The sequence below is a fragment of the Pseudoxanthomonas sp. OG2 genome, from assembly GCF_014192765.1.
In the GTDB taxonomy this organism is placed as follows: Bacteria; Pseudomonadota; Gammaproteobacteria; order Xanthomonadales; family Xanthomonadaceae; genus Pseudoxanthomonas_A; species Pseudoxanthomonas_A beigongshangi.
In genome coordinates, this window is the sequence record NZ_JACHYM010000002.1 from 550032 (window position 1) to 573823 (window position 23792).

At 64.8% G+C, this 23792-nt stretch carries 19 protein-coding genes and 2 tRNA genes; 3 read left to right on the top strand and 18 right to left on the bottom strand.

Features of this window, described 5'->3' with window-relative positions; translation table 11 throughout:
- Nucleotides 1–2: 2 nt before the first annotated feature.
- The 11 genes from FHW78_RS15545 to FHW78_RS15595 form a co-directional block, all read right to left on the bottom strand.
- Nucleotides 3–389: a BlaI/MecI/CopY family transcriptional regulator gene (locus FHW78_RS15545; protein ID WP_183642616.1), complete on the bottom strand. Its 387-nt coding sequence runs from the start codon at nt 387–389 to the stop codon at nt 3–5.
- 351 nt (nt 390–740) lie between these two features.
- Nucleotides 741–833 (bottom strand) — tRNA-Ser (locus tag FHW78_RS15550).
- Nucleotides 834–904: 71 nt separating this feature from the next.
- Complete coding sequence (csrA, locus tag FHW78_RS15555; RefSeq protein ID WP_141453448.1) at nt 905–1114, bottom strand: carbon storage regulator CsrA; 210 nt, start codon at nt 1112–1114, stop codon at nt 905–907.
- A gap of 147 nt (nt 1115–1261) precedes the next feature.
- Nucleotides 1262–3910 (bottom strand): alanine--tRNA ligase, encoded by a 2649-nt coding sequence (gene alaS, locus FHW78_RS15560; RefSeq protein ID WP_183644738.1) that lies wholly within the window; start codon nt 3908–3910, stop codon nt 1262–1264.
- 107 nt (nt 3911–4017) lie between these two features.
- Entirely contained in the window at nt 4018–4512 is a 495-nt protein-coding gene (gene recX / locus FHW78_RS15565; protein ID WP_183642619.1) for a recombination regulator RecX, read from the bottom strand.
- A 62-nt stretch (nt 4513–4574) separates the two neighbouring features.
- Complete coding sequence (recA, locus tag FHW78_RS15570) at nt 4575–5612, bottom strand: recombinase RecA (protein ID WP_183642622.1); 1038 nt, start codon at nt 5610–5612, stop codon at nt 4575–4577.
- A 167-nt stretch (nt 5613–5779) separates the two neighbouring features.
- The gene (gene lexA, locus FHW78_RS15575; RefSeq protein ID WP_141453455.1) at nt 5780–6421 is read right to left on the bottom strand and encodes a transcriptional repressor LexA; all 642 of its coding nucleotides are present in this window, start codon (nt 6419–6421) and stop codon (nt 5780–5782) included.
- 100 nt (nt 6422–6521) lie between these two features.
- Nucleotides 6522–8204: an AarF/UbiB family protein gene (locus tag FHW78_RS15580; protein ID WP_183642625.1), complete on the bottom strand. Its 1683-nt coding sequence runs from the start codon at nt 8202–8204 to the stop codon at nt 6522–6524.
- Nucleotides 8205–8237: 33 nt separating this feature from the next.
- Nucleotides 8238–8741, bottom strand: coding sequence for a CinA family protein (locus FHW78_RS15585; protein WP_181444093.1), 504 nt, complete (start codon nt 8739–8741; stop codon nt 8238–8240).
- A gap of 125 nt (nt 8742–8866) precedes the next feature.
- Nucleotides 8867–11452 (bottom strand): TonB-dependent receptor, encoded by a 2586-nt coding sequence (locus FHW78_RS15590; RefSeq protein WP_183642628.1) that lies wholly within the window; start codon nt 11450–11452, stop codon nt 8867–8869.
- A 734-nt stretch (nt 11453–12186) separates the two neighbouring features.
- On the bottom strand, nt 12187–12981 hold the full coding sequence (locus FHW78_RS15595) for a M15 family metallopeptidase (protein WP_255443320.1): 795 nt from the start codon (nt 12979–12981) through the stop codon (nt 12187–12189).
- A 257-nt stretch (nt 12982–13238) separates the two neighbouring features.
- Between FHW78_RS15595 and FHW78_RS15600 the strand changes: the two genes are divergently transcribed.
- Together FHW78_RS15600 and FHW78_RS15605 are read left to right on the top strand one after the other, a co-directional pair.
- Complete coding sequence (locus tag FHW78_RS15600) at nt 13239–15332, top strand: hypothetical protein (protein WP_183642631.1); 2094 nt, start codon at nt 13239–13241, stop codon at nt 15330–15332.
- A gap of 8 nt (nt 15333–15340) precedes the next feature.
- Nucleotides 15341–15757, top strand: a complete 417-nt coding sequence (locus FHW78_RS15605) for a hypothetical protein (protein ID WP_183642634.1) — start codon at nt 15341–15343, stop codon at nt 15755–15757.
- A gap of 63 nt (nt 15758–15820) precedes the next feature.
- Here the strand turns inward: FHW78_RS15605 and FHW78_RS15610 are convergent, their stop codons facing one another.
- Nucleotides 15821–16405 (bottom strand): ankyrin repeat domain-containing protein, encoded by a 585-nt coding sequence (locus FHW78_RS15610; protein WP_183642638.1) that lies wholly within the window; start codon nt 16403–16405, stop codon nt 15821–15823.
- A gap of 117 nt (nt 16406–16522) precedes the next feature.
- Between FHW78_RS15610 and FHW78_RS15615 the strand changes: the two genes are divergently transcribed.
- Nucleotides 16523–16978 carry a GIY-YIG nuclease family protein gene (locus tag FHW78_RS15615; protein WP_183642641.1) on the top strand — a complete coding sequence of 152 codons (456 nt, stop codon included), beginning with the start codon at nt 16523–16525 and terminating at the stop codon, nt 16976–16978.
- On the opposite strand, the gene mobF is transcribed toward FHW78_RS15615, so the two are convergent.
- The 6 genes from mobF to FHW78_RS15645 all read right to left on the bottom strand — a co-directional run bounded on the left by mobF (nt 16968) and on the right by FHW78_RS15645 (nt 23727).
- A complete protein-coding gene (gene mobF / locus FHW78_RS15620) occupies nt 16968–19796 on the bottom strand; it encodes a MobF family relaxase (protein WP_183642644.1) in 2829 nt (942 codons plus the stop codon). The two genes, FHW78_RS15615 and mobF, sit on opposite strands and share 11 nt — an antisense overlap.
- Nucleotides 19797–19857: 61 nt before the next feature.
- On the bottom strand, nt 19858–21735 hold the full coding sequence (locus FHW78_RS15625; protein ID WP_183642647.1) for a helicase HerA-like domain-containing protein: 1878 nt from the start codon (nt 21733–21735) through the stop codon (nt 19858–19860).
- Nucleotides 21713–22477, bottom strand: a complete 765-nt coding sequence (locus FHW78_RS15630; RefSeq protein ID WP_343205574.1) for an ankyrin repeat domain-containing protein — start codon at nt 22475–22477, stop codon at nt 21713–21715. The genes FHW78_RS15625 and FHW78_RS15630 overlap by 23 nt, the downstream gene beginning before the upstream one ends.
- A 122-nt stretch (nt 22478–22599) precedes the next feature.
- Nucleotides 22600–22688: transfer RNA gene (locus FHW78_RS15635), tRNA-Tyr, on the bottom strand.
- A 172-nt stretch (nt 22689–22860) separates the two neighbouring features.
- Entirely contained in the window at nt 22861–23058 is a 198-nt protein-coding gene (locus FHW78_RS15640; RefSeq protein ID WP_183642653.1) for a hypothetical protein, read from the bottom strand.
- A 150-nt stretch (nt 23059–23208) separates the two neighbouring features.
- Entirely contained in the window at nt 23209–23727 is a 519-nt protein-coding gene (locus tag FHW78_RS15645; RefSeq protein ID WP_183642657.1) for a hypothetical protein, read from the bottom strand.
- Between the last annotated feature and the right edge of the window lie 65 nt (nt 23728–23792).

A 23792-nucleotide genomic window follows, 5' to 3' on the forward strand; every position in this document is an offset into this window, starting at 1 on the left:
GATCAGTCCTCCTGCCGCTTGGATTGCAGTCGCGCCACCAGTGCTTCCAGTTCGGCCAGTTCCTCGTCGCTGACCTCGCCGCGCTTGGACATCCAGGCGACGAAAGGACTGACCGAGCCCCGCAGCGTCTTCTCCACGAAAGCCGCCACCGCGCCCTGCACCACGTCGTCCTCGCCGGTGGTGGCCGAATAACGGTAGAGGCCGTCGGCCTGGCGCCGCTTCAGATATCCCTTGGCGCGCAGCCGTTCCATCATGGTCAGCACGGTCGAGCGCGCCAGTCCCTGCACCTCGCCGAAACCGGCGGCGACCTCCCCGACCGACGCGTCTCCCTGCTGCCCCACATACTGGAGCAGGGCCAGCTCCTGGTCCCCGATGCTCTTGCGTGCCATGGTCCCCTCCACGGGGATGACTACAGATGTAGTCAAACTAGAACTGACTACATCTGTAGTCAAGCATGACCGATGGCAGGGGTGTCCCCGGATCGCCCTGGAAGGCCCCCAGGCCGCGAGGCGATACGATCGGTGAGCCCCCTGTCGGAGACGTCCCGAGCGACGCCGTGAAGAAAAATGCGAAGAACGAACACGTCGCCCGGTGGCCGGAAAGCATCGGTCACCTGCATGCCGCATGCGGTCGGCGCGTTGCGACCAACGAGCGTCACCGCGTCGGCGCGACTTCGCGCAATCGGATTCGCAGGCGCCGAAAACCAGAAACCCCGCCGAGGCGGGGTTTCTGGATGCAACTGGCGGAGTGAGAGGGATTCGAACCCTCGATAAGGCTTTTGACCCTATACTCCCTTAGCAGGGGAGCCCCTTCGGCCACTCGGGCATCACTCCGGGAAATGTTCCGCAGTCGAACGACGGCGGCCGCATAGGATAACGGCAGACCGGTTCGGCGGCAAACGGAATCAGCTCGAGGACGAATCGTCGTTGTGGGAAGCGGAACCCGCTTCCTCGCCGCGCTGGATGCGCTGGTAGATCTCTTCGCGGTGCACGGCAACGTCCTTGGGCGCGGTGATACCGATGCGCACCTGGTTGCCCTTCACGCCGAGCACAGTCACCGTGACCGAATCACCGATCATCAAGGTTTCGCCGACTCGGCGGGTCAAAATCAACATGTTTCTTCTCCTGAATCCGGCAAGATTAAGGCCGGGGCCGCGTTCCTGCATCGCTGGGCGCGAGGACGCTTCCAGATAGGTTCATCGTCGTGAATCATGGTACGGGCCGAAGCACGCGCCCGCAAGCGCGGGCGCGGGCCGGGCGGTTCATTGCAGGTGCCCGGCGACCCAGTCATTGACGCCCTTGAGGGCAGACACAAGGGCGGGCCCGTCCTCGCCACCACCCTGGGCGAGATCCGGGCGACCACCGCCCTTGCCGCCGATCTGACCGGCGACATGGGAGAGAAGTTCCCCGGCCTTGACCTTGCCGGCGGCCGCGCCGCTGACGCCGGCCACCAGCGCCGCCTTGCCGTCACTGGTACCGGCCAGCACGATCACCGCATCGCCCAATTGCTGCTTGAGCCGGTCGACCGCGTCACGCAAGGCCTTGGCGTCGAAACCTTCCAGTCGCGAAGCCAGCACGCGGACGCCCTTGACGTCCTGCGCCGCTCCGGCCAGATCGGCGGTGGCGCCCGAGGCCGCCTTCGCCTTGAGGACTTCCAGCTCGCGTTCCAGTTTCTTCTGCCGCTCGGCCAGGGCGCGGATCTTCTCAACCACGTCGTTGGCGTTGCCACCCAGCAGTTCGGCGGCCTGTTGCAGCCGGCGCTCCTCGGCGTCCACGTGATCCAGCGCGCCCTGCCCGGTCACCGCCTCGATCCGGCGCACGCCCGCGGAGACGCCGCCTTCGCTGACGATCTTGAACAGTCCGATGTCACCGGTCCGGCCCACATGGGTGCCGCCGCACAGCTCGGTGGAGTACTCGCCCATGCGCAGCACGCGCACGTTTTCGCCGTACTTCTCGCCGAACAACGCCATTGCGCCGAAATCCAATGCTTCCTGCATGCCCATGTGGTGCACTTCGGCCTCATGGTTGGCGCGCACCTGCGCGTTCACGCGACGCTCGACCTCGGCCAGTTCCTGCGGGCTGATGGCCTGGAAATGCGAGAAGTCGAAGCGCAGGCGATCCGGCGCCACCAGCGAGCCCTTCTGTTGCACATGGGTGCCCAGCACTTCGCGCAGCGCCGCATGCAGCAGGTGCGTCGCGGAGTGATTGAGGATGGTGGCCGCGCGCCGCGGCGCATCCACGCTCGCGGCAATCCGGTCGCCCAGCTTGAGGGTGCCGCGGGTCATCCGGCCCACATGGCCGTGGAACTGGCCGGCGAGTTTCTGCGTGTCCGACACTGCGAACTCGGCGTCGGGTCCGGCCAAGCGGCCCACGTCGCCCACCTGTCCGCCGGACTCGGCGTAGAACGGCGTGCGATCCAGCAGGACCAAAGCCTCGTCCCCGCTGCCGATCGACTCGACCGGACGACCGTCCTTCATCAGCGCCACCACACGCAGGTCGCCCGCGTCCAGTTGCTCGTAACCCAGGAACCCGGTCGGCTGCAGCTGCGCCACCAGATCGGCCGGCAGGCTGGCGCCGGAAGCGAATTTGCCGGCGGCGCGCGCGGTTTCGCGCTGCTGCTCCATCGCCGTCTCGAAACCGGCCATGTCCACCGTGAGGCCGCGCTCGCGGGCGATGTCGGCGGTCAGGTCAACCGGGAAGCCATACGTGTCGTACAGGCGGAAAGCCTCGACACCGGGAATCATGCCCTGGGCACGGGCGGCGATGTCGTCGAAGATCCGCATGCCCGAATCCAGCGTCTCGGCAAAGCGCTCCTCTTCGGCCTTCAACGCCCGTTCGACCAGATCGCGGGCGGCCGGCAGTTCGGGATAGGCCTCGCCCATCAGCTCGGACAGCGTGCCCACCATCTTGTGGAAGAACGGCTGGCGCACGCCCAGCATCCAGCCGTGGCGCAGGGCGCGACGGATAATCCGGCGCAGCACGTAGCCGCGGCCCTCGTTGGAAGGCAGCACGCCGTCCACGATGAGGAAACTGCAGGCGCGGATGTGATCGGCGATGACGCGCAGCGACTTGTTCTCGCGATCCTGCGTACCGGTCAGCTCGGCGGCCTTCTCGATCAGGGCCTGGAACAGATCGATTTCGTAGTTGCTGTGGACGTGCTGCAGGATCGCGGTCAGGCGCTCCAGGCCCATGCCGGTATCCACGCACGGCGCCGGCAATGGCACCAGAGTGCCATCCGGCTGGCGGTCGAACTGCATGAACACCAGGTTCCAGATTTCGATGAAACGATCGCCATCCTCATCGGGCGAACCCGGCGGACCACCAGCGATGTGATCGCCGTGATCGTAGAAGATCTCGGTGCACGGACCGCACGGACCGGTGTCGGCCATCTGCCAGAAATTGTCGGAAGCGAACGGCGCCCCCTTGTTGTCGCCGATGCGGACGATCCGCTCGACCGGGATGCCGATGCCCTTGTTCCAGATCTCGAAGGCCTCGTCATCGGTGTGATAGACGGTGACCAGCAGGCGCTCCTTCGGCAGCTTCCACACGCCGGTCAGCAGTTCCCACGCCCAGGCGATGGCTTCCTTCTTGAAGTAGTCGCCGAAGGACCAGTTGCCCAGCATCTCGAAGAAGGTGTGGTGGCGCGCGGTATAGCCCACCGAATCCAGATCGTTGTGCTTGCCACCGGCCCTCAGGCAGCGCTGCACGTCGGCCGCACGCACGTAGCTGCGTTTCTCCGCGCCCAGGAACACGTCCTTGAACTGGACCATGCCCGAGTTGGTGAACAGCAGGGTCGGATCGTTGCCCGGTACCAGCGGCGCCGAGGGCACGATGGTGTGGCCCTTGCTGTGGAAGAAATCGAGGAAATCCTGACGGATCTGGCGGGTGCTGATTTTGGGGAAGCTGGTCATCTGGCTGGCATTGGCTGACGGGCGCATCCGGACGCCGCGTCCCCCACAGATGCGGGCGCGAGCCTGCCGAAGCAACCCAATGCCCTAGATTAACAGGCCCGGCGGGTTCAGTCCTCCCAGTCCAGCCGGGTCGCCGCGCGGACACTGCCGCCGTCGAAACCTCGCCGGATCAGGAAATCGGCGGCCTTGCGCCGCCCGGCCAGATCGGTCAAGCCGGCCGGACCGAAACGGCGGCGGACGAGGTCGCACGCCGTTTCGGTCCAGTCGCCATCAAAAGTGTCCATGGCCGCCGCGATGGCATCGCGATCCAGCCCATGGGTCGCCAACTCCGCGCGGATGCGGAGCGGCCCATAACCGCTGCCAGCCCGGCTGCGGACCAGCAATTCGGCGAACCGGCGGTCATCCTGCCAACCCTCGCTGGCCAGTCGTTCCACCGCCGCCTTGGCCTCCCCTGCATCCACGCCGCGGGAGGCCAGCTTGCGTTCCAGCTCCCGCCGCGAATGCTCGCGACGGGTCAGCAACCCGAGTGCCCGCTGGACCGGCGTCTGCTCGGGACGGGACCGCCGCGGACGCGGCGAGCCCGGCTTTTCATCCCTGCCCATCATTCCATCCGCCGGGCCGGGCGGCCGGCATCCATTCCAGGCCACTTCCCATGCCGAACGGCTCAGTCATCCTGGTCCGCGTCGTCGCTCTCGCCACGCGAGGCTTCGGCCGGCTGGAACTTCTCGCGCAGTTCGCCCTCCAGCTTGGCCGCGATCTGCGGGTTCTCGCGCAGGAAGGTCCGCGAATTGTCCTTGCCCTGGCCGATGCGTTCGCTGCCGTAGCTGTACCAGGCACCGGCCTTCTCGACCAGCTTGGCTTCCACGCCCATGTCGATGAGTTCGCCTTCGCGGCTGATGCCCTCGCCGTAAAGGATCTCGGTGACGACCTGCTTGAACGGGGGCGCCAGCTTGTTCTTGACGACCTTGATCTTGGTCTGGTTGCCGATGATCTCGTCGCCCTTCTTGATCGCGCCGATACGGCGGATGTCCAGGCGCACGGAGGCGTAGAACTTCAGCGCGTTGCCGCCGGTGGTGGTTTCCGGGCTCTGGCCCGGCATCATCACGCCGATCTTCATGCGCAGCTGGTTGATGAAGACCACCAGGGTGTTGGAGCGCTTGATGTTGCCGGTCAGCTTGCGCAGGGCCTGGCTCATCAGGCGGGCCTGCAGGCCCGGCAGCTGGTCGCCCATCTCGCCCTCGATTTCCGCCTTCGGCGTCAGCGCGGCGACCGAGTCGATGACGACGATGTCGATGGAGCCCGAGCGCACCAGCATGTCGGCGATTTCCAGCGCCTGCTCGCCGGTATCCGGCTGCGAGACCAGCAGGTCGTCGACGTTGACGCCCAGCTTGGCGGCGTAGATGGGATCCAGCGCATGCTCGGCGTCGATGAAGGCCGCGGTGCCGCCCTGCTTCTGGCACTCGGCGATGGCCTGCAGGGTCAGGGTGGTCTTGCCCGAGGATTCCGGTCCGTAGATTTCCACCACGCGGCCCTTGGGCAGGCCACCGATGCCGAGGGCGATGTCCAGCATCAGCGAGCCGGTCGGGATGACTTCCACCGGTTCGATCACGCGGTCGCCCATGCGCATCACCGAGCCCTTGCCGAACTGGCGCTCGATCTGGGTCAGGGCCACGGAAAGGGCGCGCTTCTTGTTCTCGTCCATCATCAGTTCCTCGGAAGTATCAATCGTTGAATGCAAGGCTAGCGGGGGTGGATCGCACGGGCTGCGACAGCCCCGGAAAATCTGAAATTAAGGAAATCGCCGTGGTCCGGCCATCGGGGAATCCGGCGGCCGGGCGTCGGACAAACCCGCACGGTTCCGTCGGCCCTTCACCGGTTGGGCCTCACCAGGCCGCAATACAGGCCTTCGATGGCGAAATCCTGATCCGGCTGCACTTCGATGGGCGAATAGTCGGGATTGCGCGGCAGCAGGCGAATCCGGTCCTTGCCGACCTTGAGCAGCTTGACCGTGATCTCGTCGTCGATGCGGGCGACGACGATTTGCCCCGAACGCGCGTCACGGGTGCGGTGCACGCCGATCAGGTCACCGTCGAAGATGCCCTCGTCGCGCATGGAATCGCCCTTGACCCGCAGCAGGTAGTCCGGAGCCGGGGCGAAGAACGCCCGGTCCAGCAGCACGTAGTCATGATGGCCGGCATCTGCGCCAATCGGCGCGCCCGCCGCGACCTGGCCCAACACCGGAATCCGCAGCCCGTCGTCGTTGGCGGAGGGAAACGCCAGCTCCGGCTGCGGCTGCACCGGCGCCTTCAGCAGGCGGATGCCGCGCGCCCGGCCCGGCAGCCGCTCGATGGCGCCGGCCTGCTCCAGGGCTTCCAGGTGGTATTGCGCCGCCCGCACGCCCTTGAACCCGAAGGCCCGGGCAATCTCGGTCTGGGAGGGCGGCATGCCCTCGGCCTCGATGCGCTCGGCAATCAGGGCGAGGATGGCTTGCTGGGTATCGGTCAGGTCCATGGTTAGTAGTATTACTACTAACAAACGCACTTGGCAAGCCTGTGCCCCATTCCCTTTCGGCACGCCGGGGCCCCGCCAGCCTGCCGGCCGCGGAGTCGGCCTACTTCCGCCCGCTGCGCCAGATCGACAGCACGATCCAGACGCCGGTCATCGCCGCGAACACGAAGCCCAGCACGCCCATCGCCATCAGCCAGCGGTTGGAGATGCCGCCGCCCACGCTGTTCATCACAATGGACGAGCCGATGATCAGGGCGGCGGTGACCACGCCGATGGTCAGCCGGTTGGCGGCGCTGTTGAGCTGGTCGCCGAAGGCTTTCAGCGAGGTGATGTCCAGTTGCCCGCGCAGGCGTCCGCGGCGGGCCGCCTGCAGCAGGCGGCGCAGGTCCCGCGGCATGTCGCCGACCAGGTCCAGGGCGCCGGACAGGCTGCGGCGTCCCCGCCGGGCGACCGCGCGCGGTGAATAGCGATCCAGGATCGCCCGCTCCAGGTAGGGGCGCGCCTCGCTGGCCATGTCGAATTCCGGATCCAGTTGCCGGCCCAGGCCTTCCAGGGTCAGGAACGCCTTGATCATCAGCGCCAGATCCGGCGGCAGGCTCAGGCCGTGCCGGCGCAGCAGCGCGGCCACGTCGGTGAGCATCGCGCCCATCCGCAGTTGTTTCAGCGGCACGCCGCGATAGCGATCGGTGAACACGCCGACGTCGGCCTGCAGACGGGTTTCGTCGACCGACGCGTCGCCCTCGGTCCAGTCGAGCAGGATGTCGGTGACGGCCTCCGGGTCCTCGCCGACCAGCCCGTTGAGCAAGCGCGCGACCTGGAATCGCCGCTGTTCGGACACGCCGCCGACCATGCCGAAGTCGATCAGGCCGATGCGACCGTCGCGAAGATAGAACACGTTGCCGGGGTGCGGATCGGCATGGAACAAGCCATCCACCAGCACCATCTTGAGCACGATCGCCGCGCCCGTGCTCGCCAGCGCATGGCGATCCAGTCCCGCCGCGTCGACGGCCGCCAAATCGCAGCCGGGAATGCCGTCCACCCAGTCCTGCACGCTCAGGCGCTCGCTGGTCCATTGCCAGTGCACCGCCGGAATCAGCACTTCGGGATGGTCGCGGAAATTGAACGCGATGCGCTCGGCGTTGCGGCATTCGCTCGCGAAATCCAGTTCCGCGCGCAGCGACGCGGCGAATTGCTGGGCGATGCCCACCGGGTGATAGCGGCGCAGGTCGGGAACCTGCGCCTGGATGATTTCGGCCAACCGCGCCAGCAGGCGCAGATCCGCTTCGACCACTTCGCGGATGCCCGGCCGGCGCACCTTCAGCACCACCGCCGTGCCGTCATCGAGCCAGGCGCGGTGCGCCTGCGCCAGCGACGCGGCCGCGAGTGGTTCCGGATCCAGTCGGGCGAAGATGTTCTCCGGCGCGTCGCCCAGGTCTTCGATCAATTGCGGGCGGATGGCGTCATACGGCAACGCCGGCACCGCGTTCTGCAACCGGCTCAGCTCGGCGATCCATTCCGGCGGCAGCAGGTCGATGCGGGTGGCCAGCACCTGTCCAAGCTTGACGAAGGTCGGGCCCAGCGCTTCCAGCGCGCGGCGCAGGCGCTCGGGCGGCTCCATCCGCAGGGTTTCCTCCGCATGCTGCCAGTGCAGCAGCCGGCCGGCCCGTTCCAGCGCGCCGGCCAGACCGACGCGCCGCACCATGTCGCCGAAACCGTTGCGGATCAGGACCGACGCGATTTCCTGCAGCCGCCCCAGATCGCGTACCGCCCCCAAGGTCTCCCACATGTCAGCGTCGCCCGTCCCTGCCCGTCTGCATCGTCACAGCCGTTCCAGTCCGCGCAGCGCGGAGGCCACGGTCTGCCGGCGCACGGCGTCGCGATCGCCGTCGAACTGGAACACTTCGGCGCGCGCGTAGCCGCCGCGCCGCTTCCAGCCAATCCAGACCGTGCCGACCGGCTTGCCCTCGCTGCCGCCGCCAGGGCCGGCGATGCCGGTCACCGCCACGGCGACGCTGGCGCCGGAATTGACCAGCGCGCCGGACACCATCTCGATGACGGTCTCGCGACTGACCGCGCCATGGGTTTCCAGGGTCTGCGGACGCACCCCCAGCAAGGCCTGCTTGGCCTCGTAGCTGTACGCCACCATGCCGCTGTCGAACCAGTCCGAGGAGCCGGCGATGTCGGTCACCGTCTTGGCGATCCAGCCGCCGGTGCAGCTTTCCGCGGTCACCAGGTGATCGTGCTCGGCGCGCAGGCGGGCGCCAATCAGTTCGGCCTGCTCGCGCAGTTCGGCGTCGGAAGGAATCGCGGCCACGGTCGACATCGGCGAAGCTCGGGGGAAGAAGTCCCCGTTTTAGCCGAATTCGATGTCCCTGTCTGCCCGCCATCGGCATGCACCCGCCCGGAACGGGACGGGTGCATGCGTCATGCCGGCGGAATCGCCCGGGGTCAGTACGTCACGCGCAGGGTCACGCCGTAGGTGCGTGGCGCGCCCAGGAACGCGTTGAACGAATTGGTCGGATCGCCCGGCGTCGGCGAGAAGTTCTGCAGCGGGGCGTCGAAGCCGACCTGCTGGTAGGTCTCGTCGGTCAGGTTCTGTCCCCACAGCTCCACCATCCAGCGCTTGTTATTCGCGCCGAAGCCGATGCGGGCGTTGACCAGCGTGTAGCCCTCCTGGATCTTCTCGATGTCCATGTCCGAACCGGTGTTGTGTTCGGAGATGTACTTGGCGCCGACATTGAAGCGCCCGATCAGGCTGCTGCCGAAGTCCCACTGGTAGGTCAGCGACGCCGAACCCGACCACAGCGGCGCGAAGCTGATGTGGTTGCCCGGCAGCTTGTACAGGGTGCCGCCGGGAGCGGCGAATTCCGAGGTGGGCCTGTCGTTGCCATAGCGGGTGTCGGCATAGGTGAGGCCGGCCTGCAGCATCAGGCCATCCAGTCCGGTCTGCCACAGCACTTCGGCGTCGATGCCCTTGGAGGTGACCTTGGGAATCGAGCGCACCACATAGCTGGTGCCGAGGAAACTGTTGAGCTGGAAGTCGGTGAACTCCTGGTAGAACAGGGTGCCGTTGAGCAGCAGGTTGCCGTCCAGCCAGGTGGATTTGGCGCCGAGCTCATAGCTGTCGACGAATTCGCCGGGGAACGAGGTGTCCCTGACCGGCAGGATGCCGGCGGTGCCGCTGGACAGGCCCGTGTTCGACTGCACGCGATCCAGGTTGAAACCGCCGCCCTTGTAGCCGCGCGCGCCGGACAGGTAGGTCATCAGGTGGTCGTTCCAGCGGTAGGCGAACTTGAGCGTGCCGGACCACTCGCTTTCGGACCGGTCCTGCTTCGTGTGGCGTCCGTTGTGGGCGATGTTGGCCCAGGGCAGGCACATGTAGCCGATCGTGGTTGGCGCGAGCTGTTGGGCGACCGCCTGCGGAATCCCGCGCGCCATCAACGCGCCCACCACCTGCGCCGGAGCCATCAGCGCGGTCGCGCACCCAAGGCTGCCGTTTGGATTGGTGTAGACCGAATCCAGTTCCTTCTTTTCGTGGGTATAGCGCAGGCCGAGCGTGATCGCCAACTGGTCGGTGGCATGCCAGGTGTTGTTGGTGAACAAGGCCGCGGTCCTGGCGTTCTGGTTGTAGGTGTCGTGCGCGCCCTCGCTTTCCCCCGGGAATACGCTGCCGAACGCCCGACCGGTGGCCTGCGAGGCGAACAGGAACGGATTGGCGGTGTTGACGGTGATGCCCAGCGGAGCGAGCTGGCGGGCGAACAGGCTCAACAGCGCAGTCGACAGATACGCTTCGTAGTGCCTGCCAATCATGTACTGGTCGTGGCGCTCCAGGTCCTCATCCGAATAGAAGAAACCCACCATCCAGTCCAGCTTGTCGGTGCTGCCGGTCAGCCGGAGTTCCTGGCTGAAGGTCTTGAACTTGGTCGAGGAGTCATCGAAGTTGTTGCGCCGGTACAGCAGGTCCGCGCCGCTGAAGTCGAAGTCCAGCGCGTTGACCGACTGCCAGTCGCGCGCGGCGGTGATCGAGGTGAGGGTGGCGCCGTTGAACCAGGGCGTGTTCCAGTCGATCTGGGTGGAGAAGCCCTTGTCCAGCACGCTCTGCTCGGTGCCGCGGTTGCTGTAGGCCAGGCGCCGTTCGGGATCGGCGACCGGAATGACCGCGCGCCCCACCCCGCCCGCGAGCGCATCCAGGATGTTGGCGGTCAGGCCGCGCACGGTGGTCACGCCGACGCAGCAGTTCTCGTCACGGCGGGTGTAGTCGGCGATGAAGGTGAAGTCGAGGTCGTCGTTCGGTTCCCACAGCAATTGCGCGCGCAGGGTGCGGAAGTCGCGGTCGCTGTCCTCGCGTTGCGTGCGCGGTCCGGTGCCGGTGTTCACATCGGTCACACCATCGCGGGTGCGCTTGGCGGCATAGATGCGGAAGGCGGCGTGGTCGCTGATGGCGTCGTTGTAGGCGCCCGAAATGCCGAACTCGCCGTAGTTGCCGAAGGTCAGCTCACCTTCCGCGCTCTGGGTGTAGCTGGGACGGCGGGTGATGACATTGATCACGCCGGCGGAGGTGTTCTTGCCGAACACGGTGCCCTGCGGTCCTTTCAGGACCTCGATGCGTTCCAGTTCGCCCAGATCGCCGAAACCCACGCCGGTGCGCGGCCGGTAGACGCCGTCGATCACCACGCCCACCGCCGACTCCAGGCCGGCGTTGTCGCCGTTGGTGCCGACGCCGCGGATGCGCGCGGTGGTCTGCGACTCGTTGGTGGTCGAACTGACATGCAGGCCCGGCACCAGCAACTGCACGTCCTTGATGTCGGACACCCCGGCGTCCTGCAGCAGTTGCTCCGGCAACGCGGTCAGCATGATCGGCACATCCTGCATCGCTTCCTCGCGCTTCTGCGCGGTGACCGTCATGGTCGCGAGCGTGGTCGCCTCCTCGTCGGGTTTGGTCTGGGCTGGCGTGGCTTCCTGCGCTTGCAGATTGGCGGACAGTGCGGCGAAAACGGCGAGCGCGAGTGCGCGGTGCTGCGGTTTGGCGACCATGTGTTCCCCTCCCCCGGGTCATGTCGGATGTAATCAATCGACTGCGATATTCGGACCTGCCTTGCGACTGCTGATATTCATTTGCGCGCATTGCGCGCCCCCTGTGCGAGGGAAGCTAGCACCCCTGGCCGCAACGAAGCATTTTGCAGCGCACCCATACGCAGACCGCGCACTTTGCACGGGAAAATAAGCACGCTCGTGCGGAAAATAGGTTACTCGCGCGATGGCGCGAACCGGGGCCCGACGTCTTCCTTCCAGCCCTTTGAGCGAGGGTGGCCACGCCTTGGCGATGCGATCAGGAACGACCGCATGGCCCATGCATGCCGACGGCGCGCGTGGCAATCCGCCGACCGCGGGTGCCAGCCATCGCCGGCGGCGGCGCGCCCGCTCCTCGGTCCACCAGCGATCCCCTAAACTTGCAGCCTTTCCCCGCCCGGCTGCATGGCCTTTCCGCCGATGTCGGACGGGCGCCCGGCGCGCCGGATGTTTTCCAGAAGGTCACATGAAGCAGGACAAGTCGCAGGAACACACGCCCCTGATGAAGCAGTAAGCGCGTGTGCTTCTTGCTCATATCCATGCCATTGTTTTAAAAGCTTTATTTTTGGCACCAAAGCCGCGTTCACCGTTTTGGCTACCCCTTGGCGACCACTTTTCTAGCTTTTTTAGCTAGGAACACACGCAACTGACGATCGGCAATCGGTGGGTGATGCGACGAGATGAGTGGACTCACCCACTCATCCAAGCCACGGAGTCCTTATGTCCGTGATTGCCGGGCACCGCTGAGGCTCCTCGAACACGGGCATCTGCAACGACCACCACGCGCTCCAGCCCATCATCGAAGTGGACAGGTTCCACTCCAGCTGACTCCGGCACACGAAACCCTCGCACGCCTCAACTGGTGTAATGGCAAGCGGGTCCAGGCCCGGCCAGAGCGGTGGCAAGGGCTCGGGCACCACGGTCGCCACCCTCACCTCCTGTCCAGCCCTGTAAGAGCGAATGGCCATCAAGCAGGGCGCCCGAAGCTCGACGTGGGGCATGTCCTTGAAGTCCGTCCAAGCCCCACCCCACCGCAAGCCGGCCGCCTGGGCCAGTTCCCCATACCGCTCGTATCCCTGGCGAACGTGGTCGTTCTTGAGGTTCCAGCTGGGTCGCCCCCGCTTGTGGATGACCATGTCGGCGGCGAAGCCGTGGTTGTGGCAGCTTCGACCCGGGCCGACCTGAGTCACGCCCTTCTGGCTGGCCAGGAGTTCGGCCTGGCGTTCCTCGGACCGGTAGCCCTCGGCCAGGCGCAGGTCATAGCCCTCCTCTTTCATCTGCTGCTGGATCCTTTCCAGCTTGGCCCGCAGGTCGGGGTGGACGCCGTCCCACTGAGGAGCGTCCTTGTGGCGGTGGAACAGCCGCTTGAACAGCCCCGGCTTCTTGCCGTGGACATCCGCGATCGAGCCGGCAGGAACGTGGGCATGCGCCGGCATGGTGACAACGAAGAACAGGACAGACGCCAGCAGCGCCTTCATTGAACGGGATTTCATGAGTAGGCCTCCTTACTCACATGGGTCTACTCTTCATGCAAAAGGAAAATTGGAAACGCGCAAGGCCCCCTTGCCAATCTGAAATCCTTGTATAGAAAAGAAGAGGCAGGCTTCCTCCTTGCCTGCTGCTTCCCGGCCCGATGAGGTCTCCTGTCGGCCCCGTAGTCGGGTCGGGAAGCTCTTCTACCCCCCCTTGCGCGTTTCCCGCTGCGTGTTACTCGTGAGTAGACACCCCTACTCGTCGGAGGATACCCACCATGAAACGCTCCCTCATTCACTTGGCGCTGCTCGCCTGCCTCTTCTCGGGCACGGCGATGGCGCAGGTCCAGGTTGGCGACAACGCCAACGCCGTGGATCCCGAAAGCACCGCGGTGGGCGACAACGCCACCGCCTTCAACAACTGCGTGGCCGTGGGCGAAAACGCCCTGGCGGGCGCGCCAGGCCCGTTTGGCGACTGCACCGCCATCGGAGCCGACAGCGAGGCTGCCCTCGGCTCCATTGGCATCGGCACCCGCGCAAAGGTGAGAGGCAACGGCACGATCGGCATCGGCAACGACGTCAACGTGCCGGCAGGCGCCGTCGCTGGAACGGTTGTGGTGGGCCACAACAGCTCTGGCAACAACGCGACGGTGCTGGGCAGCAACAGCAGCGTGACCGGCAACCCGTCGAACGCGATGGAAGGTGCCGTGGGCGTGGGCAAGAACGTCTTCGCTCAAGGCGCTGGTGCGGCGGCCATCGGTGACGGCGCCCGTGCCACGAACACCCACCACCTCGGCGTGACCGCGGCGACCACCGCGTTGGGCGCCCAGTCCAACGCGGATGCCGAAGGGTGCGTGGCCTTGGGTGCGACAAGCGATTGCGGTGGGGAAGCCAACACCGTTTCCCTGGGCAACAGCTCGCTCAAGCGCCGGGTGACCAACCTGGCTGACGGCGTCTACGACACGGACGCCGCCTCTGTGAGCCAGCTCAACACGATGGCCAGCGCCATCGGCGGCGGGGCGGGTTTCGTCAACGGTGTCTTCGTGCCGCCGACCATCACCCTGTCCAGCGGCAACACCCACACCAACGTCACGGCCGCCATTTACGACCTGGACGGGCGCCTTCACAACCTGGAGCAGAACCCGGGTGGCGGCTCGCAAGGCCCGGTCGGTCCTGCCGGTGCCAGCGCCTACCAGGTCGCCGTTTCCAACGGCTACGCGGGAACGGAAGCGGAGTGGCTCGTATCGCTGAAGGGCGACAAGGGAGACCGCGGCGAAGTGGGTCCGCAAGGGCCTGCGGGCGCCAACGGTCAAGACGGGCGTGACGGGGTGGACGGTCAAGAGGGCCCCCAAGGTCCTGCCGGGCAAGACGGGCGCGATGGCATCGATGGCCAAGACGCGCAAGGCGACAGCACTAACCCCTACTTCGTCGCCAACGGCAACAACGACGGGTCCGACAACGCGCAGGCGGACAAGCTGGGCGGCGTAGCGGCTGGTCGGAACGCCGCTGCAGCAGGCTTCGGTGATGTGGCCATTGGCGAGGACGCGCGTGCGGACTCTGGTCCGGATGGGTCGGGCGCCGTCACCATCGGCCCCCGCTCCAGCGCCACGGGTGGTGGAACCACCGCTGTGGGCGACCAAGCCACTGCGCAAGACCGTGGTTCCGCCGCGTTCGGCCAGGGCGCCACCGCACGCGATACCAGCTTGGCTGCTGGCATGGGCTCTGCGGCCACCGGTCATGTCAGCACTGCTGTGGGCCCGAACGCCCAGGCTTCCGGCCGCGCGTCCTCGGCCTTCGGAAACAACGCCCAGGCTCAACATGCCAATGCCACGGCCGTGGGCTCCGCCACCGTGGCTCAGCAAAACGGCACGGCGGTTGGCACCGGTTCGGCTGCAGGCGTGAACGGCACGGCTCTGGGTGTGAACGCCAGCGCCTCGCACACCAACTCGGTGGCCATCGGCGCCAACACCCGCACCACGGGATCCAACCAGGTGGCCATGGGCTACCGCCAGGTCACCCAGGTGGCTGATGGCCGAGTGGCGCAAGGCTCCACCGATGCAGTGAACGGGGGCCAGCTGTGGAACCTCCAGCAGTCCCTCGATGACCGGTGGGTTCAGATCGATCGCCGACTTGAGCGAACCGACAAGCGCATGGACGGGCTCGGAGCGCAGATGGGCGCATTCGCCAATATGGCTGCAACACCCGGCGAGGGAGGTGTTGTGATGGGAATGGGTTTGAGCGGCGGTCGAGCTGCTGCCGCCATCGGTTGGAGTCGCCGCTTCAACAACGGCGTTGGCGTGAGCGTTGGCGCTGCCTTTGGGGGCGGAAACAAGCCCGTCTTCGGGGTCGGCATCCGGATTGGTGGTCGTTGATAAAGGAGGTGATGCGTCTCGGCAGGGGCCCTTCGGGGCCCTTGTTTGCTGCCGGATGTATGAATTTATTATTTACTTACATTATCTCCCGCTTGAAAGTTGTTAGTTTTTCGTCTATAATCACCATTAACGAATTCGAGGAGCTGGGGTTCGACTCCCTAGTTAACTCGATGGTCGTGGTAATGCCGACAACTGCCATTGCCTTGGCAATCGCCAAAGAATGGTTCCTCAACCGAAACAAGACTGGTGGTCAACTTAACAACACAAGCGAGGTGAATATGAAAACAGACAACCACTCAAGCAATTTCAATAACAATCTGACACTGAAGACCGCAATCGGCACGGTTCTGAAAGTGGCGTATGACACGACCATCGGGATTGGCGTAGGTAAGCTCCTCGCCGCACCGCAGGTCAGTGCACGGTGAGCTTCGCTCCCTGCTGACCCACACGAAGAGCCCGGGCTGGTCCCGGGCTTTTCTTTTGAGCGCTTACAGCCTCGGCCGGGCGGGAGCGGAATGAGGCGTGGCCCACGCCAGCGCCAAGCGCTCGGCCTTCTTGGCCGCTCGCCAGGCTCGAAGCACTTCCAGTGTTGCGGCGTCGGCCGCCAGATCCATGGCCCCCTCGCCGTCCTGATTGAACGCTTCCAGGTCCGCTCCGTGTTCGAGGAGCAGTTGGCACATGGTCGGCTGGCCCGATCGGGCCGCGGCCAGCAAGGGTGTGTCGCCTGTCATCCCGTCGACGTCGTCCACGTCCGCGCCCGCCTCCAGCAGCAATTCGGCCACCGGTATCGAGCGGCCCCAAACGGCGCGCATCAACGGCGTGTCTCCGCTTTCCATGCGCTCCGTCGGCAAGGTCAACGCATCTACCTCTGCGCCATTCGCAATTAGCATTCGGCAGGCATCGAGGTGGCCCCCGAATGCGGCGAGGTGGAGCGCCGTCACCTGCTCGGCCATCGGGGAGACCATGCCCTGATCGACCAGCACGTAGCGGCCGGGATCCATGCCCGCCTGCAGGAGCTGGCCCAATTCGTCGGTGTCACCCACGCGGGCCGCGCGCATCCATCGGTTGTCCATACATTCTTCTCCCGTGGTCAATAAGCCACCGTAGATCGGCACGGCGAACGCGCAAGGGGTTGCCAGTTCGGGAATCTGATCTATTCGTGAGTGGGTCGTTTTACTCACGGAGAGACCATGGCCCACCGCCACAACCTGGGACGTAGCGAGAAGTATCACGCCCTGCCCCGCACCATTTACGCCCTCTTGTTCGACGATGGGGGCTGCTACATCGGCCAGAGCTCGAACCCGGAGCAGCGGGAGAAGCAACACCGCTCACACCAGGGCGGCTGGCATCGTCCCTTTCGCTTCCATGTGCTGGAGGTGGTGACGGCGACCAGGGCGGAAGCCGAGGCCTACGAGCAGGCTTGGCGCGTGAGGGCGTCGAAGGAAGGCTGGCGCGTCTACGCCAAGCCTCCTGGCGTCGTGATCAATCCCCATCGCCGCGCCACGCCCCACGTGCGCTGGTTGGCGGCGCATCGTCGATGGACGTTGGGCACGCCTGGCAGGCGCCCTTCGGAACGTATGCGGTGGTGGCCGTGGATCTTGGTGGGGGCCAGCGTTTTGCTTCTGGCCCGCTGCGTCACCGGGTGAGCACGGGGCCTTTCTGCTTCTCCACCGGCATCGCGGGCTTGGGCTTCAAGCCGGCCAGCAGCTTTTCCACGTCCTGGACCAGGTTGCGCACGGGAGCGGCCTGGCTTTCCGACAGTCCTGCGCTCAGCGCCATTTCCTTGTGCCGCTCCGTGCCCAAGCGCTCGGCCAAGCGCTCCTTGACCTCGTCGGTCGTATACATCCTGTAGCTGCCCTTCGTCAGGCGCGTGAACGCCACCAGGGCCGATTGCTGGTCCAGCATCCCCAGGTTCGTCGCCAGGTGGTAGATCTCTGCCTTGCCCTGCCCCTGCGCCTTGTGAACCGTCATCGCCCATCGGTGGGCCAGCGCGTTGTGCTCGCTGGTGTTGAACTTCACCAAGCGGCCTTCTTCCTTCGGATTGGTGGACTCGATGCGCACCACCAAGTCATAGCCACCGGCCTTGTCCTTGCGAATGCTCTCCACCGTGCCTTCCGTGCCGTTGATCACACCCAGGTCGTTGTTGGTCGCGGTGAACATGACCCGGTCGCGGCGCGATACGGTCAGGTCTTCCCACGTTCCCTTCACGATCGTGCGAAACGTGAACTCCTCCTTGTCCAGCTCGCCCTTGTCCTGCATCCCCTTGCGGATGCCGGCGGTCAACGCCTTGATCTCCGCCCGTGTGTGGCCGAGCACCAGCTTCTCGTTCAACGGGGTGGGGTCTTTCAAGTAATCGTCCACCAGCGCCTTGATCGCCTGCTTCTCGGTGCCGAAGTCATCGATACACTTGCGCTCCTTGAGGTTACGCAGGGTTTCTGTCCCCATGTCGAGCGTGCCCTGGCGGCTGCGGTGGCCGCGGCGCACGTCTTTGACCTTGCCCAGGCGGTCGCGCTCGTAGAAGCTGTTGGCGGTGATCAGGTCTCCAGCGTTCTTCTGCCGGCGGATCTCGGTCAGCTTCGCATCGCCCAGGGCCATCTTCGCCAACTCGAATCCGTTGCCGGCCGCGATCGGCTGCAGTTGATCGCCATCGCCCTGCAAAATCAGCTTGCAGCCCACCTTCTGGCAGTAGGTCATGAGCTTGAGGGTGTCCCCGGTGGCCACCATGCCGGCTTCGTCGAGCACCACCACGTCTTTCCTGGTCAAGGCCACCTTGCCCTGACGCAACTGGGAGAAGAATCGCGCCACGGTCATGCAGGGCATACCCGACTCCAATTCCAGCTTCTCAGCTGCTCTTCCGCCAACGGCCAGCCCCATCAACTGCTTTCCTTCCGCTTCGAAGCACTGCTTGTAGACCTCCGCCACCGTGGTCTTGCCCGTGCCGGCCAACCCCGACATCACGCCCACGCCGGCCGTTCCATGGGTCAGGTGGCCGATCGCCGCCTTCTGTTCGTCGGTCAGCGTGAATCCTTTTCGCTTCTCGTAAGCGGCCACCTCTCGATCGACGGTGGAGCGGAACACTTTGAGATCGGTCTCGCTTTCGCGCTCCTTGGCCCGTCGAACGATTTCGGCTTCCCACTCGACCATCCACGTCGCGGCGAACCGATCCTCGCGGTGCCTGCGCGCCAGCCGGTTGCCCCGATCGTCCTCGTGGAGGTATTCGGCGTTCACACGGACCAAGTCGTCCTGCTGCGTGAACTCCCTGACCATCTTCAGCACTTCCTCGGCGTTCTTCTGCCCGGCGAACTCCATCCCCAGCTCCCTGACTAGGTCGTGTTCGCAGAACATCGCTTCATTCTCGTGCATGCGCTTCAAGACCTCGTCAAACGTATGCGGGTCCAGGTGCTGGCCACGGGTCTGCTTGAGCGACCGGGTGGTAGGCACCAGCCCCGGGTTCTCTTGGGCGATGTTGGCGAAGGTCTGCTGCCAGTCCTTGACCACCTGCTCGAACGGCGGTTCTTCCTTCTTCTTGCGGGTGGCCTTGCAGGCTTCGTCGTGGCTGGCGCTGGGGTGCTCCTTGACGTAGTCGAGGATTTCCTGGCGACGGGTCTTCACCTGGAGCACCAGTTCGCGATCGATGCCCGCGAGGGTGGTGAGGATCTGGCCGGTCTCGCGCCCCTGGACGTCCACCTCTCGCTCGCGATGGATGTTGTATCCCAGCGCTTTCATCGCGGTGTAGAGCTCGGCCTTGTAGAGGTGATCTGCCGCATGTCGATGTCGATACAGCTCGATGGCGTCGAACGTCCCCCACTTGCCGTCCTCGCCTTTTGAAACCCCGTAGACCAGGTGATGGGTATGCAGATCCGGCTCCACGTTTCGGTTGCTGACATGGTCGGCCGCAGTCCACACCAGACCTTGGGTGTCGATGACTTCAACTCCACCTTCCCCACGACGTGTTTCCACCTTGCTCTCGATGTAGTGCATGGCCACGGCGCAGGCCTGGCGGTGTGCTTCAAGGATGGCTACCTTTTCCCGATCATCCGCAAGCGCGAAAGCCACGCTCACGTCCCCGGGGGCCGAAATGGTCAGATCGAACCCCACACGGTGGCCGCCCTCCCACTTCTCCATCGGCTTGCCATCGTCATCCAGTCGCACGTTGCCCCAGCGGTCCCTTTTGATGACCAGTTGGGGTTCCTCGCCCGCGTTTTGGCACAACGGCCTTCCGGTGGGTGAAAAGCCCTTGCCGAGCTTTTCCATCACCTCGCGGGTGACCGGCTGACCTTTCAGGCCCAGTTCGGCCGCAAGGCTCCCGCCCCAATTGAGGGTCTGGCGGGGATCGGGCCCGCCTCCGGCGTAGTAGGCCACGGCGCCGTCGATGGACAGGCGCTCGGTGGCCAACATGTAGTCGAACATGTTCCCGTTGCGCTTGTTGTGGCCGCGGGCATCGATGCGCGTGCAGTTGATCATGGGGAGCTCCGAAACCTTGACTGATCCAAGGTCCCAGAAATCGAAGAGTTGGCAAGGCCGCTCACCGCTTGAACAGCGCGTCGATCTCTTCGGGGGTCATGGCCAGCACGCGCTGGACGTCTTCGACGCCGCTCTGGGTGATAGGGAAGGCAAACGCACCGCCCGGCAACGTTGTCGACTGCGTCGCATCCCCTTGAACAGGCCCAGCGGGCTTGGTGGTCCACTTTGCAGGCTCCTGCCCTTCGCGCACCTGCGGGTAGGTCTTCCCTGGCCATGCGAGCAGGAGCACGTCCCCACCCATCTGGACGATCGCCTCAATGCCCCACTTCTCAGGTCCGTAGCGCTTGCCCTTGCGGAAGCCCAGTCGGTCGGTCAGCTCCCCACTGGAGATCAGCGCCCTGCTCTCTTCATGGACCTGCGCCTTGTCCTCGTGCGAACGCCAGGCGATCTTGTGCTTGCCGAGCTGGCTGGCCAGCTTGTCGCGGGTCGCCCCCATCTGCACCTGGCACACCACATGGGTGCCCACCAGGGATGAGAACGCCTGAGCGGTCTTCTCCCCGTAAACCAGTTCGATCTGGGCATGGTCCTGGACCGCCATGACGGCCACCACGCCCTTGCTGCGCCCCAGTGCCAGCAACGGGTCGATGTTCAGCCGTCCTGCACTGGTGAGCTCGTCGAACACGAAGTAGAGCCCTCGCCCGCTTTCGTTGTCCGGCAGCGCAGGCCCGATGAGATCCGGAACCGCCACGTTGATCATGGCGGCGATGTAGGCTTTGGTCAGCGTGGGATCTGGGCCGGATTGAACGATGACTTGCTTGCGGCCGGTGTAGTCATCTCGGATCCATTTGGTGATGGAGAATCGGTGCTTGCCGACGCTGGGCCAGGCGGTTGCCAGATCGTCGATTAGGCGGGTGAACCCTCCTAGCGTCGCAAGGATGCTGGCCGTGGTCTGGCTCTCGGGGTTCACCACCAGAGCTGCTCCGCGCGGGTAATGGGGGCGCAGGCCCTCGCACATAGCGGGAGCGGGACGGCGAAGAAGGCGTGCGAGATCCGTCCAAGACCACTGCTCGGGCACGGTGTTCTGCAGTTCCCGCAGACATCCAATCAGAATCTCTTGAGCCGCCAGGTGCCAATACTTCGAGCTGCCTTCCCCCTCGGGGATGATGGTATTGGCGAACGCAGCAGCCTGGGTGGGGGTGCGCACGTCGGCGGCCACGTCCCATACGTAGGATCGCGAATCGAACGGTGACACGATGATGGGCCGTTTGAAGATCGAGGTGAAATCCCCTTTGATGTCGTAGAGGAACAGCTTCGCGCCCTTCATCCGTGTCAGCTGTTCCAGGATGTGCTTGAGGATGACGCTCTTGCCCGAGCCCACCGAACCAGTGAGGAGCACGTGGCGTGCCCACTGCTTCTTCGACAACACCAGGTCGGGATGCAACGACAAGGCGAACGGGTCGGCTTCAATCTCCTTGGGTGTGAGTGATCGGCGACGCGCTTCCACGATGGCTTCCTGACCTTCCAGCAATTGCGGACCCGCCAGGTGCCATGTGTTGCTCACCGGCTTGGCTTCCTTGAGGAACACGCGCGCGGCTAGGTAACCCGCCAACACAAGCGATACCCCAATGCGGGTCCAAGTGGCCAAGGGGTGGTGAAAGGACACCAACTCAATGAACTCCCGTGCCGGAGCACGAGCCGAGATTCCGGCGGTCAGGAAGTGGTAGCCGGTCACCAGGCCCCCCTTCAGGGCATCGGTGAAGCGAATGAGCTGGCCATCCGGGTTGGGGATGAACCAAGCGACGCCCATGGCGCTGACGTAGACCACCCCGAACGTGAATCCGCCGCCGAGCAAGGCGCGGTGCCAGTAGCGGACCGGTTGGGACGGTGCGACGCTGCCGGGCACCTCACCCAGGGCGTCATAGTGCTTGGGCTTGCTCATAGCTGCGCTCACGCTGGTGCATCCGCGTGGGGGTGCGTCCTCGCCAGCCGGGCTGCTCGGCGTCGGCACCGTTGCGCATCAGTTGGTCGCAGGCGCGGGCGTGCCTGTGGAGCGATGCGAGGTGGAGCGGTGCCCAGCCCTGCCCGTTCAACGCCGAAACGTCGGCCCCGGCATCCACCAAGGGCTTGATCAGGTGGGCATGCCCGAAGCGGGCTGCGTGATGGAGCGGCGTGTTCCCACTGGCGTCGGGCATGCGCACGCTGGCGCCCATGCCGATGCAGGCCAGTAAAGCCGCTTCGTGCCCCGCTCGCGAAGCCCCGGTGAGCCAGGCTTGCCATGGAGCGTTGTCTCTGAGGCATTGGGCGTCGTCCTGTTGTGCGCTGGCCTCTTCAGCAGCCATAGCCAGGTCATGGAACAACCCCGTGTGCTGGCTAGGGGTAAGGCGAGAAACGTGATCTGCGATGGCACTGAACGCCATGGGTTCATTCTTGTCGCCTAGCCGCCGCTCGAAGGCCCTAACCATGTCTAGGGTCGAGGCGTTCTCGGGAGTGTCGAAGGTCAAGCGGTGAAGCCCCCAACGGAGGTCAACCTGGGTAGCCCGGTCGTAGTCGCCTTTCCTCACCTGCCAGACGAGGTCGCCGCTTCGCCCCTCGACGGGGGCCAGGCTCAACGCGTGGACGCGGGCTAGGACGACTGAAGCGTGCTGCTGCTCGGTGCCGAACTCACGCAACAAGGCGTCCACCAGGACCTCTGTTCGGTGGAGGCCCAGGCGGCGCAATTGGTGCTGGAGAGATTCACGGGGGTCCATCCCCATGGTTGTAAAGACGAATCCGCGTCCGTCAAGCGAAAGGCCAACCTCAGCGTTGGTGGGTCAGGTAGGACTTGAACCTACAGGGGACGCGATGCCATCAGTTTTACAGACTGCCCCGGCTGCATTACCGGACTACTGACCCTTGTGAAGCTTCACCGTTCGGAACGATGGTCATCCCGGGATGGGTGCCAAGATCATCCAGACCATCACTGTGATGACCCAGAGGGGGTGAAGCCAGAACATGAACTCGTCGCCATCGAACCGGCGGATGCTCTGTCGGACGTAAATGCGACAACGACGGAACACACTGCCAGTTAGTCGAAGGAGCATTTAGAAACGTAGATGATGCCGACGGCAAAGACGAACCCACCAATCACGGCTTTCAGCAAGTGTGGGATTGCAGCAGGGAACCACATGGATGCGGCGATGAACATCGCCACCAAGAGGAATCCGGCAACTACAACAGGAACGAGGTTCTCGAAAGCGAAATCTTTGAGGGCTTCAATCAACATGTCGGTCTCCTGGGTTGGTATTTTATGAGTAGGTCGGTCTACTCTTGTTACACCTTCAGGAAACCACACCAGAACTGGGTGTCAAGTCGCAAAAAAGCCCGATTCTGTGAAGAACCGGGCAGTTTTTAACTTTAGTCGTTTGACCAGGAATTACTGGCTGAAGACGTTCCGCTGGCGTTGCTTCTCGTGCTTGTCCCAGTCGAAGTTTTTCTCATAGTCCTTCATGAACTCAGCCTCCTTCTGAGCCGTTCGGGCATACTCGGCGTAGCCCAAGCGCCCCGGCCCGTTCTCCTTCTGCTGTTCACGGGTCAGCATCGGAGGGCGTTGCTCTTCCCCCTGACGCTGCTGGCGCCACTGCTGGACCGTCTGAAAGGCCACTTGTTCGTGCTGGTTGTCGGGTTGGCTTTCAGCCTTGGCCTTGTCGGCCTCCTGAATCTTCTTCTGCAGGGCCTCGATCTGCTCCGGGCTGGCCTTCTCGGCCCAATCCAGCAAACGCTGCCGGCGCTCCTCGATGACCTGCTGGTCCTTGTTGACGGACTGATCGTAGGCCGCCCTGGCCTCTTCTTTCTGGAAGGGTGGGCGGTCGCCCAACAGCTTCTCGTTGCGTTGTGCCCGCAGGGTGCGCAGGTCGTCCAGGGTTTCCATGGGTTGGGTAAGGGTGTCGCTCATGTGGGGGTCTCCAGTGGGGGATTGGTTGATGGTTGATCAATCCGGCGAGTTGGCAAGGGGGTTCG

Coding starts and splice junctions, on each gene's coding strand:
- FHW78_RS15545 (WP_183642616.1), bottom strand. CDS start 389: ATGGCACGCAAGAGCATCGGGGACCAGGAGCTGGCCCTGCTCCAGTAT.
- csrA (WP_141453448.1), bottom strand. CDS start 1,114: ATGTTGATTTTGACCCGCCGAGTCGGCGAAACCTTGATGATCGGTGAT.
- alaS (WP_183644738.1), bottom strand. CDS start 3,910: ATGACCAGCTTCCCCAAAATCAGCACCCGCCAGATCCGTCAGGATTTC.
- recX (WP_183642619.1), bottom strand. CDS start 4,512: ATGGGCAGGGATGAAAAGCCGGGCTCGCCGCGTCCGCGGCGGTCCCGT.
- recA (WP_183642622.1), bottom strand. CDS start 5,612: ATGGACGAGAACAAGAAGCGCGCCCTTTCCGTGGCCCTGACCCAGATC.
- lexA (WP_141453455.1), bottom strand. CDS start 6,421: ATGGACCTGACCGATACCCAGCAAGCCATCCTCGCCCTGATTGCCGAG.
- FHW78_RS15580 (WP_183642625.1), bottom strand. CDS start 8,204: ATGTGGGAGACCTTGGGGGCGGTACGCGATCTGGGGCGGCTGCAGGAA.
- FHW78_RS15585 (WP_181444093.1), bottom strand. CDS start 8,741: ATGTCGACCGTGGCCGCGATTCCTTCCGACGCCGAACTGCGCGAGCAG.
- FHW78_RS15590 (WP_183642628.1), bottom strand. CDS start 11,452: ATGGTCGCCAAACCGCAGCACCGCGCACTCGCGCTCGCCGTTTTCGCC.
- FHW78_RS15595 (WP_255443320.1), bottom strand. CDS start 12,981: ATGAAATCCCGTTCAATGAAGGCGCTGCTGGCGTCTGTCCTGTTCTTC.
- FHW78_RS15600 (WP_183642631.1), top strand. CDS start 13,239: ATGAAACGCTCCCTCATTCACTTGGCGCTGCTCGCCTGCCTCTTCTCG.
- FHW78_RS15610 (WP_183642638.1), bottom strand. CDS start 16,405: ATGGACAACCGATGGATGCGCGCGGCCCGCGTGGGTGACACCGACGAA.
- FHW78_RS15615 (WP_183642641.1), top strand. CDS start 16,523: ATGGCCCACCGCCACAACCTGGGACGTAGCGAGAAGTATCACGCCCTG.
- mobF (WP_183642644.1), bottom strand. CDS start 19,796: ATGATCAACTGCACGCGCATCGATGCCCGCGGCCACAACAAGCGCAAC.
- FHW78_RS15625 (WP_183642647.1), bottom strand. CDS start 21,735: ATGAGCAAGCCCAAGCACTATGACGCCCTGGGTGAGGTGCCCGGCAGC.
- FHW78_RS15640 (WP_183642653.1), bottom strand. CDS start 23,058: ATGTTGATTGAAGCCCTCAAAGATTTCGCTTTCGAGAACCTCGTTCCT.
- FHW78_RS15645 (WP_183642657.1), bottom strand. CDS start 23,727: ATGAGCGACACCCTTACCCAACCCATGGAAACCCTGGACGACCTGCGC.